At 70.4% G+C, this 12,727-nt stretch carries 12 protein-coding genes; 5 read left to right on the top strand and 7 right to left on the bottom strand.

All coding sequences use genetic code 11. The features are described 5' to 3' along the window. Positions 1–1,274: DNA polymerase III subunit alpha (gene dnaE, locus AC5P09_RS33355; RefSeq protein WP_493877444.1), on the bottom strand; the 1,274-nt coding region annotated here is incomplete at its 3' end. A gap of 213 nt (positions 1,275–1,487) precedes the next feature. On the opposite strand from dnaE, the gene AC5P09_RS33350 reads away from it, so the two are divergent. The 4 genes from AC5P09_RS33350 (at position 1,488) to AC5P09_RS33335 (ending at position 6,246) form a co-directional block, all read left to right on the top strand. Continuing rightward, positions 1,488–2,846: a DUF2252 domain-containing protein gene (locus tag AC5P09_RS33350; RefSeq protein ID WP_493877443.1), complete on the top strand. Its 1,359-nt coding sequence runs from the start codon at positions 1,488–1,490 to the stop codon at positions 2,844–2,846. A gap of 68 nt (positions 2,847–2,914) precedes the next feature. Next, a complete protein-coding gene (locus AC5P09_RS33345) occupies positions 2,915–3,607 on the top strand; it encodes a hypothetical protein (protein ID WP_493877442.1) in 693 nt (230 codons plus the stop codon). 65 nt (positions 3,608–3,672) lie between these two features. Further along, positions 3,673–4,485 carry a thioredoxin domain-containing protein gene (locus AC5P09_RS33340; RefSeq protein ID WP_493877441.1) on the top strand — a complete coding sequence of 271 codons (813 nt, stop codon included), beginning with the start codon at positions 3,673–3,675 and terminating at the stop codon, positions 4,483–4,485. Between the two features lie 99 nt (positions 4,486–4,584). Continuing rightward, positions 4,585–6,246 carry an alkaline phosphatase D family protein gene (locus tag AC5P09_RS33335; protein WP_493877440.1) on the top strand — a complete coding sequence of 554 codons (1,662 nt, stop codon included), beginning with the start codon at positions 4,585–4,587 and terminating at the stop codon, positions 6,244–6,246. Between the two features lie 17 nt (positions 6,247–6,263). Here AC5P09_RS33335 and AC5P09_RS33330 read toward each other — a convergent pair whose 3' ends face one another. Next, positions 6,264–6,833 carry a dienelactone hydrolase family protein gene (locus AC5P09_RS33330; RefSeq protein WP_493877439.1) on the bottom strand — a complete coding sequence of 190 codons (570 nt, stop codon included), beginning with the start codon at positions 6,831–6,833 and terminating at the stop codon, positions 6,264–6,266. Between the two features lie 131 nt (positions 6,834–6,964). Between AC5P09_RS33330 and AC5P09_RS33325 the strand changes: the two genes are divergently transcribed. Next, positions 6,965–8,089 carry a mechanosensitive ion channel family protein gene (locus AC5P09_RS33325; RefSeq protein WP_493877438.1) on the top strand — a complete coding sequence of 375 codons (1,125 nt, stop codon included), beginning with the start codon at positions 6,965–6,967 and terminating at the stop codon, positions 8,087–8,089. Between the two features lie 134 nt (positions 8,090–8,223). On the opposite strand, the gene AC5P09_RS33320 is transcribed toward AC5P09_RS33325, so the two are convergent. The 5 genes from AC5P09_RS33320 to AC5P09_RS33300 form a co-directional block, all read right to left on the bottom strand. Continuing rightward, positions 8,224–9,810, bottom strand: a complete 1,587-nt coding sequence (locus tag AC5P09_RS33320; protein ID WP_493877437.1) for a Na+/H+ antiporter — start codon at positions 9,808–9,810, stop codon at positions 8,224–8,226. 143 nt (positions 9,811–9,953) lie between these two features. Continuing rightward, positions 9,954–10,424 carry a GNAT family N-acetyltransferase gene (locus AC5P09_RS33315; protein ID WP_493877436.1) on the bottom strand — a complete coding sequence of 157 codons (471 nt, stop codon included), beginning with the start codon at positions 10,422–10,424 and terminating at the stop codon, positions 9,954–9,956. Beyond that, positions 10,421–11,365, bottom strand: a complete 945-nt coding sequence (locus tag AC5P09_RS33310) for an RluA family pseudouridine synthase (RefSeq protein ID WP_493877435.1) — start codon at positions 11,363–11,365, stop codon at positions 10,421–10,423. The genes AC5P09_RS33315 and AC5P09_RS33310 overlap by 4 nt, the downstream gene beginning before the upstream one ends. 52 nt (positions 11,366–11,417) lie before the next feature. Continuing rightward, positions 11,418–11,987, bottom strand: a complete 570-nt coding sequence (lspA, locus tag AC5P09_RS33305; protein ID WP_266441006.1) for a signal peptidase II — start codon at positions 11,985–11,987, stop codon at positions 11,418–11,420. A gap of 79 nt (positions 11,988–12,066) precedes the next feature. Continuing rightward, positions 12,067–12,727, bottom strand: a 661-nt coding sequence (locus AC5P09_RS33300) for a TraR/DksA family transcriptional regulator (protein ID WP_493877434.1), incomplete at its 5' end; no start/stop codon positions are given.

Genomic DNA, 12,727 nt, shown 5'->3' with positions numbered 1-12,727 from the left:
CGCTCGTCGAAGTCGATGTCGACGTCGGGCATGGAGACGCGCTCGGGGTTGAGGAACCGCTCGAAGATCAGGCCGTGCGGGATCGGGTCGAGGTCGGTGATGCCCATGGCGTACGCGACGATCGAGCCGGCCGCGGACCCTCGGCCGGGGCCGACCGCGATGCCCTGGTTCTTGGCCCACATGATGAAGTCGGCGACGACGAGGAAGTAGCCCGGGAACCCCATCTGGATGATGACGTCCATCTCGTACTCGACCTGCTTCTGGCGGTCCTCGGGGATGCCGCCCGGGAAGCGGCGCTCCATGCCGCGGCGGACCTCCTCCTTGAACCAGCTGACCTCGGTGAAGCCCTCGGGGATGTCGAACTTCGGCATGAGGTTCTTCGCCTCGAACATGCCGGCCGTGTCGATCTGCTCGGCCACCAGGAGGGTGTTGGCGCAGCCCTCCTGCCAGGCGTCCGAGGAGTCGATGGCGTACATCTCGTCGGTGGACTTCAGGTAGTAGCCGGTGCCGTCGAAGCGGAAGCGGTCCGGGTCGGAGAGGTTCTTGCCGGTCTGGATGCACAGCAGCGCGTCATGGGCGGTCGCCTCGTGCGCGTACGTGTAGTGCGAGTCGTTGGTGACCAGCGGCGGGATGCCGAGCTTCTTGCCGATCTCCAGGAGGCCGTCGCGGACCCGGTGCTCGATGTCGATGCCGTGGTCCATCAGTTCCAGGAAGTAGCGGTCCTTGCCGAAGATGTCCTGGTACTCGGCGGCCGACTTCAGGGCCTCGTCGAACTGGCCGAGGCGCAGCCGGGTCTGGAGCTCGCCCGAGGGGCAGCCGGTGGACGCGATCAGGCCCTCGGACCACTGGGAGATGGTCTCCTTGTCCATCCGGGGCCACTTCTGCAGCCAGCCCTCCGCGTACGCGTCCGAGGAGAGCTTGAAGAGGTTGTGCAGGCCCGTCGCGTTGGCCGCCCAGATCGTCTTGTGGGTGTAACCACCCGAACCGGAGACGTCGTCCCGCTTCTGGTGCGGCTGGCCCCACTGGATCTTGCGCTTGTTGCGCCGGGACTCGGGCGCGACATAGGCCTCGATGCCGATGATCGGGGTGACCCCGGCCTTCTTCGCCGAGTGGAAGAAGTCGTAGGCCCCGTGGAGGTTGCCGTGGTCGGACATGGCGATGTGGGTCATGCCCATCTCGTTGCACGCGTCGAACATGTCCTTGAGCCGCGCGGCACCGTCCAGCAGCGAGTACTGGGTGTGGACGTGCAGGTGCGTGAACGGCGGCTTTGACACGGCGTGGCCTCCATGGAAAACGCTCGGCGACAGGCTGCGGACAGTCTGGGGGGACAGCGTCGAAGTCTATGCCTCGGCACTGACACCGGGAGGCGTCTCCCCCGTACCTTCATGGAGGAGTCGCGGGCACTCCCGCGTACCGTCGCACGTTGCAAGAGGACGGGCGATCCGTCCCCCATGTCACGCACCACCTGCACCAGGAGGCACCCAGCGATGTCGGTCCCGCAGCTCAACGACGAGCACCGCGGCGAGGAGATCCTCGCCGTCTTCGACACCGCATTCGGCCAGCTCCTGGCCGCCGACCCGGCCGCGTTCCGCGTCAAGTTCCGGAAGATGGCGGCCTCGGCCTTCGCGTTCTACCGCGGCACGGCGTGCCTCTTCTACCACGACCTCGAGGCCGAGAACGCCGGGCGGGGTGGTGGGAGGGTACTCAGTGGCCCGTATCTGGACGAGCGCACCTCGCGCGTGTGGATCCACGGCGACCTGCACGCGGAGAACTTCGGCACGTACATGGACTCCACCGGTCGGCTGATCTTCAACGTCAACGACTTCGACGAGGCGTACGTCGGCCCCTTCACCTGGGACCTCAAGCGCTTCGCCGCCTCCATCGCCCTGGTCGGGTACGCGAAGGCGCTCGGCGACGAGCAGATCACCGATCTGGTGCAGGTGTACGCGGGCGCCTACCGCGAGCGGATCCACGCCCTGGCCACCGGCGCCAAGAGGGACGAGGTGCCGCCCTTCACCCTGGACACCGCCCAGGGCCCGCTTCTGGACGCGCTGCGGGACGCCCGCTCGCTGACCCGCTTCGGCCTGCTCGACTCGATGACGGAGATCCGTGACTTCGAGCGCCGCTTCGCCCCGGGCGGCGGCTCCATCGAGCTGGACGCGGCCACCCGCTACAAGGTCCTCGCCGCCTTCGACGGCTACCTGGAGACGCTGCCGGACTCGTCCCTGGCCCGCCCGGACTCGTACCGCGTGAAGGACGTCGTCGGCCGCCGCGGCATCGGAATCGGCTCGGCCGGTCTGCCCTCGTACAACATCCTCCTGGAGGGCCACAGCGACGCCCTGGAGAACGACGTCGTGATCTACATCAAGCAGGCCCAGACCCCGGCCGTCTCCCGGCACATCACGGACTCGGCGATCCGGGACTACTTCCAGCACGAGGGCCACCGCACGGTGATCTCGCAGCGCGCCCTCCAGGCGCACGCCGACCCGTGGCTCGGCTGGACCGAGCTCGGCGGCATCGGCCAGCTGGTCGCCGAGGTGTCGCCGTACGCGGTGGACCTGGACTGGGGCGACATCGACGACCCGGAGGAGATCGCCGCGGTCGTCGCCGACCTGGGCCGGGCCACCGCCACCATGCACGGGGCGGCGGACGACCAGTCCGGCGAGTCCCTGGTGCCCTTCTCCACCGAGCGGGCCATCGACGCGGCGCTCGCGGCGGACTCCGACGACGGCGCCGGCTTCGAGGGCCTCCTGGTCGACTTCGCGCACGACTACGGCGCACGCGCGCGTGCCGACCACCAGATCTTCGTGGACCTGTTCCGCAACGGCCGGATTCCGGGTCTGTGACGGAACGGCCGCGCACAGGGATCCTTTAGGGGTCCCTTACAGGCCCGCGTGACAGACTCTCCTCCGCTATGGACATATCCGGGACCCAGCTCAGAGCCGTACGCGCGGCGCTGTTCACGGCACTCGTCGTGACCCTCAGCACCGCGTCGCACGTCCTGCTGTCCCGGGCCCCGCTGCCGCTGAACACGGTCGTGGTGGTCGCCGCCGCCGTGTTCGTGATCGCCTACGCCCTGGCCGGCCGCGAGCGCGGCTTCGGCCGGATCGCCGCCCTGCTGATCCCGCTGGAGCTGGCCGCCGACACCGTGTTCACCACCGGCCAGCACGTCTGTTACGGCGCCGCGGGCGGCCCGGTCACCGGTCCGCTGCGCTCCGTCGGCTTCGACGTGCTGTGCGGCGACGGCACCAGTGTCGGCGCCCCGCTGGCCCGGGTGACCGGCTCCGGCCCCGAGCGGCTCGGCGGTCTGCTCGCCCACGCCGACCCGGCGACCGCCTGGCTGCTGCTCGGCGCGCACATCGGCGTGGGCCTCCTCGCGGCCGCCTGGCTGCGCCGCGGCGAGCACGCGCTGGCCCAGCTGCTGCGCGCGGTGACCGCGACCACCTTCCGGCCGCTGCTGCTGGCGGTCGCCGCGGTGACGGTGGTGCCGTCGCCCTCCGTGCGCCGCCCGCAGCGCCCCGGCCGCCGTACGACCACCGCGCGCGAGCGGATCCTCGTGCACTCCCTGGGACGGCGTGGACCGCCGTGCTCGGTCGCTTCTGTCTGAGCACCACCAGTCCCCCTTACGCATCCCGCGCACGACGTGCGCGCCCCCCCTTACGGAGATCACCCATGGCAAAGCGGAACAGCCAGGCCGCGAAGACCGCCGCCCGCGAGCGCCTGCGCCAGGAGCGCGAGCGCCAGGCCAAGCGCGCCAAGATCAAGCGGCAGGTCATCGTGGCCGGCTCCATAGTCGGCGTCCTGGCGATAGCCGGCGGCATCAGCTACGCGGTCGTCCAGGGCAACAAGCCCGGTTACTGGGACGCCGCGAAGGACGACAAGCTCGTCAAGCCGGCCAACACCACGGGCACGAACGGCACGACCGTGGTCATCGGCGAGAGCAGCGCCAAGAAGACCCTGGTCATGTACGAGGACCCGCGCTGCCCGGTCTGCGCCCAGTTCGAGCAGACCGTCGGCGCGACGGTGGACAAGGGCGTCGAGGACGGCAAGTACAAGATCGAGTACGTCGGTGCCACCTTCCTCGACAACGGCCTGGGCGGCGAGGGCTCCAAGAACGCGCTCAGCGCCCTGGGCGCCGCGCTGAACGTCAGCCCCGAGGCCTTCCTCGAGTACAAGACCGCGATGTACTCGGCGAAGTGGCACCCGGAGGAGTCCGACGACAAGTTCAAGGACGACTCCTACCTGATCGAGGTGGCCGACACGGTCCCCGCCCTCAAGGGCAACACGAAGTTCCAGAACGCCGTGAAGAACGGCACCTTCGACAAGTGGGCGCTGGAGATGTCGGCGAAGTTCGACGACAGCGGCGTGTCGGGCACCCCGACCCTGAAGATGGACGGCAAGACGCTGACCGGCTCGGACGGCAAGAACGCGCCGATGACGGTCGCCGACTTCAACACGGCGATCGAGGCGGCCCTCAAGGCCTGACCCCGATCGCCGCTCGAAGAGCGACCGTCGGCCAAAGAGCGGGCGAACTTTTGCGAGTTCGCCCGCTCTCGTTCATACCGATCAGTAACCTGATCGGCCGTGACCAGTCGATACAGAACATCCGAGCAACTCAACTCCCTGTCCCCGCGCCGCCGTACGGTCGTCAAGGCCGCGGCGGCGACCGCTGTCCTGGCCGGCCCACTGGCCGCCGCGCTGCCCGCCCGGGCCGCCACGGACGCCCCCGCCTTCCTGCACGGCATCGCCTCCGGCGACCCGCTCCCCGACGGCATCCTGCTGTGGACGCGGGTGACGCCCACCGCCGAGGCGGAACCCGGCTCCGGGCTCGGCCCGGACACCCCGGTCGACTGGGTCATCGCCAGGGACAAAGCGCTGACGAACATCGTCGCCAAGGGCTCCGTCACCGCGACCGCCGCCTCCGACCACACCGTCAAGGCGGACATACGCGGCCTGGAACCCGCCACCGACTACTGGTTCCGCTTCTCCGCCGGGGGCACCGACTCCCCCGTGGCCCGCACCCGCACCGCCCCCGCCGCCGACGCGGCCGTCCCGAACCTCCGCTTCGGCGTGGTCTCCTGCGCCAACTGGGAGGCCGGCTACTTCTCCTCGTACCGCCATCTCGCGGCCCGCGGCGACCTGGACGCCTGGCTGCACCTGGGCGACTACATCTACGAGTACGGCACCGGCGAGTACGGCACGCGCGACACCGTCGTACGGCCGCACGCGCCCACCCACGAGATCCGCACCCTGGCCGACTACCGCACCCGGCACGGCCGTTACAAGACCGACGCCGACCTCCGGGCCCTGCACGCGGCCGCGCCCGTCATCGCCATCTGGGACGACCACGAGTTCGCCAACGACGCCTGGTCGGGCGGGGCCGAGAACCACACCGAGGGCGCGGAGGGCGCCTGGAGCGCGCGTCAGGCCGCCGCCAAGCAGGCCTACTTCGAGTGGATGCCGGTGCGCACCGCGGTCGCGGGCACCACCTACCGGCGGCTGCGCTTCGGCAAGCTCGTCGACCTCTCCCTCCTGGACCTGCGCTCCTTCCGCTCGCAGCAGGTCGCCGTCGGCAACGGCTCGGTCGACGACCCGGACCGCACGCTCACCGGCCGCGCCCAACTCGACTGGCTGAAGGCCGGACTGAAGACGTCCGACACCACCTGGCGGCTGATCGGCAACTCCGTGATGATCTCGCCGTTCGCGATCGGCTCCCTCACCGCCGACCTGCTGCGGCCGCTCGCCGAACTGCTCGGGCTGCCGAAGGAGGGCCTCGCCCTCAACACCGACCAGTGGGACGGCTACACGGACGACCGCCGCGAGCTGCTGGCCCACCTGCGCGCGAACGCCATCCGCAACACGGTCTTCCTGACCGGCGACATCCACATGGCGTGGGCCAACGACGTGCCGGTGGACGCCGGTACGTACCCGCTGTCCGCCTCGGCCGCCACGGAGTTCGTGGTCACCTCGGTCACCTCCGACAACCTCGACGACATCGTGAAGGCCCCCGAGGGCACGATCTCCGCGGTCGCCGCGCCGATCATCAAGGCCGCCAACCGGCACGTCCACTGGGTCGACACCGACCGCCACGGCTACGGCGTCCTGGACATCACCGCCGCCCGCGCGCAGATGGACTACTACGTCCTGTCCGACCGCACCAAGCCGGACGCGACCTCGTCCTGGGCCCGCTCGTACCGCACCCGCAGCGGCACCCAGAAGGTCGAGCGGACGTACGACCCCGTGTAGCCACGGGGTTACAAGCCCTACAGGCTGTCGAGGAAGCCGAGCGCCACCCGCCAGGTGGCCTCGGCGGCCTCCTCGTCGTAGTCGGGCAGGTCGGGGTCGGTGTACAGATGGCCGGCCCCGGCGTACCGGTACACCTCCACATCCGCACCCGCTCTGCCCATCTGGAGATACCAGGCGCTCAGCCAGTCGTCGGTCTCGAAGGGGTCCGGCTCGGCGACGTGCAGCTGGACGGGCAGTTCGTCCACGGTCGCGTTCGGCGCGATGTCCGACGTGCCGTGCAGGAGCAGCAGCCCGCGGGCCTTGTCGTCGCCGAGCGCGAGGGTCTGCGCGATGGAGGCGCCGAGCGAGAACCCGGCGTAGACCAGCCCGCGTTCCGAGTAGGGCGCGGCGGCCAGGACGGCCCGCTTGAGCAGCTCGTCCTTGCCGATCCCGTCGTTGAAGGCCATGCCCTCCTCGACCGTCTCGAACGTACGCCCCTCGAAGAGGTCCGGCGTCCACACCTCGTGTCCGGCCGCGCGCAGCCGGTCCGCCGCCGCGCGCACCGCGGGCCTGAGGCCGAAGGTCGAGTGAAAGAGCACGATGTTCATGAGGACATGGTGCCAGCCGGGTACGACAACGCAGGTCACGGCGGCGCTCCCCGCGTGCGGCCACGGCCGTACCCACCTTGAGCGCGAAGTCACATGTTCATGTGCGCCCGGGGCCGGTTACGTTCGTGGGCATGGAGAATCTGCTCCGCCCACTCATCGTGGTCGGCGGGTCGGTCGCGCTCACGCTGCTCATCGGCTGGGCCACCGACCTGCTGCTGCGCAAGGCCGACGCACGGCATCACGAGACCCCCCTGTGGGGTCTGCTGCGCCGCGGCCGCATCCCCTACCAGCTCGTGCTCTGCGCGGCCATGCTGAGAGGGTCGTTCGACGAGGCGCAGCTGCTCGAGCAGCACCGCGTCGGCATCGGCCGGACCCTCACACTGGTGCTCATCGGGGCCGCGGCGTGGCTGGTGATCCGGATCGCCGCCGCGATAGTGGAGACGTCGTACAGCCGCTACGCGCGCGCCCATCGCGATCCGGCCCGGGTGCGGCGCGTGCGGACCCAGGTGACGCTGATCATGCGGGTGGTCGCCGCGGTCGTCGGTGTGGTGGCGGCGGCCACGATGCTGCTGACGTTCCCGGCGTTCCGCGCGGCCGGCGCCTCACTGCTGGCCTCGGCCGGAATCCTCGGCATCGTCGCCGGTGTCGCCGCCCAGTCGACGCTCAGCAACATGTTCGCGGGACTGCAGATCGCCTTCGGCGACATGGTGCGCATCGGCGACACCGTCGTGGTGGACGGCGAGTGGGGCACCGTCGAGGAGATCACGCTGACGTTCCTGACCGTACGGACCTGGGACGAGCGCCGGATCACCATGCCCGTCTCGTACTTCACGTCCAAGCCCTTCGAGAACTGGTCGCGCGGCACTCCGCAGATGACCGGCATCGTCTTCTGGCACGTGGACCACGCCGCGCCGGTGGACGCGATGCGCGAGAAGCTCCGCGACATCCTGCGCGAGTGCCCGGCCTGGGACGGCCGCGCCTACGGCCTGGACGTCACCGACACCACCCCGAACACCATGGAAGTACGGGCCCTGATGACCGCCAAGGACGCCGACGACATCTGGACGGTACGCGTCACGGTCCGCGAGGGCATGATCCGCTGGCTGGCCGCGGAACACGCGTACGCCCTCCCCCGCGTCAACACGGCGGACGCGGCCCTGCCCCCGAACCGCACGAACGGCCGCCTCCGGGACGACATCTCACGCGACGGCGTGGCCGCGAGCCGCGGCCACGAGTCACCGCGCGGGGGCGCCTGACACAGCGCAGAACGAACCGGCAGCCGCCGACGGCGAGCACCCCACAGGAGAGCCCGACCCTCGACCAACTGGAAACGGGTGGTGCGCGGGTGGGAAACCAACACAGCAACCCCCACTCCGCCGCACCCGACACATCACCGCAAACTACGCACATCCAGATGCCGCAGCACCCGATCCACCACCTCAGGATCGGCCCCCGGCTCACTCCGCGCCGCCAACACCTCATGCCGAGCCGCGCTCAACATCTCCCCCTGGATCCGTCTCACCCGCGCCAGCCTCCGCACCCGCTGCTCATGCGCCTCCCGCCGCTCGTCCTCCCCCACCTCCGGACTGATCCGCACCCCGATGTCGTACGCCCGCCGCAGCATCTGCTCGGACAACTCCTCCGGCAAGTCCTCCACGGCCTCGATCTCCCTGAGCCTCCGCTTCGCCGCCTTCGCCGCCCGCACGGCCAGCGCCTTCTCGAACTCCTTCTCCCGGTCCGTGTCCGCCTGCACGCCCAGCCGTTTCACCAGCCACGGGAGGGTCAGCCCCTGAAGCACCAACGTGGCCATGATCACCCCGAACGCGATGAACACGATCTCGTCCCGGTCGGGAAAGGCCGACCCGTCATCGGTTTCCAGGGGAATCGCCAACGCCAGCGCGACGGACGCCACTCCCCGCATCCCCGACCACCACATGACGACGGTCTCCCGCACGCTCATCGGGATGTCCTCGTCGTGGTCCCGCCTCGCGTGCAGCCGCTTGGTGAGCCAGGTGGCCGGCAACAGCCACACCAGCCGTACGAAGACGACCACACCCACGATCGCCGCCGCCCACCCGAGCATCTCGCCCCACCGCCCGGACGCCGTCCGGATCGCGTTGTGCAGCTCCAGGCCGATCAGCCCGAACGCGACCCCGGTGACCAGCGTGTCGACGATGTCCCAGAAGGTGTGCCCGGCGAGCCGTGTCATCACGTCGTCGGGATCGGTGGCGTACTCGGCGAGGAACAGCGCGGTGGTGAGCACGGCGAGCACCCCGGACCCGTGGAACTCCTCGGCCAGCACGTACGAGGCGAACGGCACCAGCAGCGTCATCCCGATCTGCAGGGTCGGGTCCCCGAGCAGGTCCATCAGCTTGTTGGCGCCCCACCCCAGCACGATCCCGACGGCCAACGCCACCACGGCGGACAGCACCAGGTCCAGCCCCGCCCGCCACGGCGAGAAGGTCCCGCTCACGGCCGCGGCGATCGCCACGTGGTACAGCACGATGGCCGTCACGTCGTTGAAGAGCCCCTCGCCCTCCAGGATGGACACCAGCCGCCGCGGCAGTCCGAGTTGACCGGCGACGGCGGTCGCCGCGACCGGGTCGGGCGGGGCGACCAGCGCGCCGAGCGCCACTGCGGCCGCGACCGGCAGCCCCGGCACGATCGCGTTCGCGACGACGGCCACACACACCGTGGTGACGAACACCAGCGCCACGGCCAGCAGGAAGATCGGCCGCACATTGGCGGCGAACTGCCGCCAGGACGTGCGCCGTACGGCCGCGTACAGCAGCGGCGGCAACAGCAGGGGCAGGATGAGATCCGGCGGGATGTTGACGTTCGGCACGAAGTCGAGCAGCGCGAGGACGATCCCGAGGAGCGTCATCAGCACCGGCGCCGGCAGCCCCAGCCGGTCCCCGACCGGGACACTCACCACGGCCCCGAGCAACAGCACGAACAGCAGGGCCAACTGATCCACGGTCAGCGCTCCGGGGTCGTCTCGGTGGTCGGCTCGGCGGTCGTCTCGGCGTTCACACAGCAGACCTCAAGCCTGCCACGCCTCCGTGTTCACCGGCCGTCGACGCCCCCCGTCGCAGCCCCCGCCACAGCAGGAACGGCCGGCTACAGCACGCGCCGCATCGCCCGGTGCGGCATCCCGGCGTCCGGGAACTCCGGGCCGTACGCCACGTACCCCAGCCGCTCGTAGAACCCCAGCGCGTGCGTCTGCGCGTGCAGGTCCACCGCCGCGAGCCCACGCGCGCGTGCCGCGTCCTCGACCGCCCGGACGAGGGCGGCCCCGACGCCGAGCCCCCGCGCGTCCTTCGTCACGGCGAGCCGCCCCAGCGATCCCACCGCCGGGTCGCCGTCGGTCCTGTCCGCGGCTGCCTCGCCGTACAGCAGCCGCCCGGTCCCGAGCGGTGTCCCGTCCTCACGGACCGCCAGCACATGCACGGCACCGGCGTCGTACGCGTCGTACTCCAGGTCCGCGGGCACGCCCTGCTCGCCGACGAAGACCTCCTTGCGCACCGCGAAGCACGCCTCACGGTCGGCGAGGTCCTCGGCGACCCGCACGACGTACGACGCCGAGCTCATGCGTAGGTCTCCTCGCGAACCTGGTCGAGCGCCTCCTGCAGGTCGTCCGGGTAGTCGCAGGAGAACTCCGCCCACTGCCCGTCGCCGGGGTGCTCGAAGCCCAGCCGTACGGCGTGCAGCCACTGGCGGGTCAGGCCGAGCCGCTTGGCGAGCGTGGGATCGGCGCCGTAGGTCAGGTCGCCGACGCACGGGTGGCGGTGGGCGGCCATGTGGACGCGGATCTGGTGGGTGCGGCCGGTCTCCAGCTTCACGTCGAGCAGGGAGGCCGCACGGAACGCCTCGATGAGGTCGTAGTGGGTCACCGAGGGCTTGCCCTCGGCTGTGACCGCCCACTTGTAGTCATGGGTCGGGTGGCGGCCGATCGGCGCGTCGATCGTGCCGCTGGTCGGGTCCGGGTGGCCCTGGACGAGCGCGTGGTACCGCTTGTCGACCGTGCGCTCCTTGAACTGGCGCTTGAGCGAGGTGTACGCGTACTCGGACTTGGCGACCACCATCAGGCCGGAGGTGCCCACGTCGAGGCGGTGCACGATGCCCTGGCGCTCGGCGGCGCCCGAGGTCGAGATGCGGTACCCGGCGGCGGCGAGCCCGCCGATCACGGTCGGTCCGGACCAGCCGGGGCTGGGGTGTGCGGCCACGCCGACCGGCTTGACGATCACGACCACGTCGTCGTCGTCGTGGACGATCTCCATGCCCTCGACCGGTTCGGCGACGATCTGCACGGGCGCGGGCGCCTGCGGCATCTCGACCTCCAGCCAGGCGCCGCCGTGCACCCGCTCGGACTTCCCGACCACCGATCCGTCGACCATGACCTTCCCCGCGGCGGCGAGCTCCGCGGCCTTGGTACGGGAGAAGCCGAACATGCGGGAGATGGCGGCGTCGACACGCTCGCCCTCCAGGCCGTCGGGCACGGGCAGGGTTCGGATCTCGGGAATGGTGCTCACCCGTCGAGTATGCCGGACAGGTCCGACACTCTCGTACGAGAGTCCGGGCTCCTCAGTCCTTGTGGACGGTGCCGTCCGGGTCGAGCCCCTTGAACGACAGCAGCACGATCAGGATGCCGCCGCAGACGATCGCCGAGTCCGCGAGGTTGAAGACCGCGAAGTGCTTGGGCGCGATGAAGTCGACGACCGCGCCCTCGAACACCCCCGGCGACCGGAAGATCCGGTCGGTGAGGTTGCCGAGCGCACCGCCGAGCAGCAGGCCGAGCGCGATCGCCCAGGGCAGGCTGTAGAGCTTGCGGGCGAGGCGGGCGATGACCACGATCACGGCCGCCGCGATCACCGTGAAGATCACGGTGAACGCCTCGCCGAAGCCGAAGGCCGCGCCCGCGTTGCGGATGGCCTCGAACCTCAGCCAGTCCCCGATGATCTCGATCGGCGCGTGGTGCTCCAGCTTGGCGACCACGATCATCTTGCTGATCAGGTCGAGGGCGTACGCGACGGCCGCGACGGCGAACAGCACGGCGATCCGCCGCTTGCCCCGGGGCCGCTCCGCCTCGGCGGCGTCCTCCGACGCGTCCGCTGGAGTATCCGGCGTACCGATGATGCGCTCCGCCTCTGCCACGTGAGTCCCTCAACCTAGATACCTGACTGAGGACGAGGGTACGTCACACCCCCCGGCGCCCATGTGATCAGTCACGTGATCAGTACCGTCGTTCCTGCTTCTGCTTGCACTCCACGCACAGGGTGGCCCGCGGGAAGGCCTGCATACGGGCCTTGCCGATGGGGTTGCCGCAGTTCTCGCACAGGCCGTAGGTGCCCGCGTCGAGCCGCTCCAGGGCGCGCTCGAACTGGATGAGCATCTCGCGCGCGTTGGCCGCGAGGGCCATCTCGTGCTCCCGCGTGATGTTCTTGGTGCCGGTGTCCGCCTGGTCGTCGCCGGCGCCGTCCCCGGAGTCCCGCATCAGACCCACGAGGGACGCCTCGGACGAGGCGATCTCGTCGCGCAGCCGCGTCGCCTCGGACGACAGCTCGGCCCGCGCCTCCCCGACCTCTTCCGGCGTCCAGGGGTCCTCACCAGGGCGCACCGCGAGCTCGCCGGGCTTCGCCGCGGCGACCCGTGCCTTGGGAACGGCGGTCTTCGCCGCCGTGGCCGTGCCAGGAGTCTTCTTCGCAACCACTGTCGTGGCTCCCGTCTGCTCCGCGGCCTGCGCCGCGCCCGCCTTCTTGGCCATGCTTCCGACCGTGCTCTTCTCGCCCGCGGCCGTCTTGGCCACGGTCTTCTTGGCCGCGGTCTTCTTGACCGCGGTCTTCTTGACCGCGGTCTTCTTGACCGCGGTCTTCTTGACCGCGGTCTTCTTGACC

It is taken from the genome of Streptomyces sp. a15 (assembly GCF_059026085.1).
Note: the sequence above shows the minus strand (reverse complement) of the source record. Positions and strands in the feature narration are given on the sequence as shown.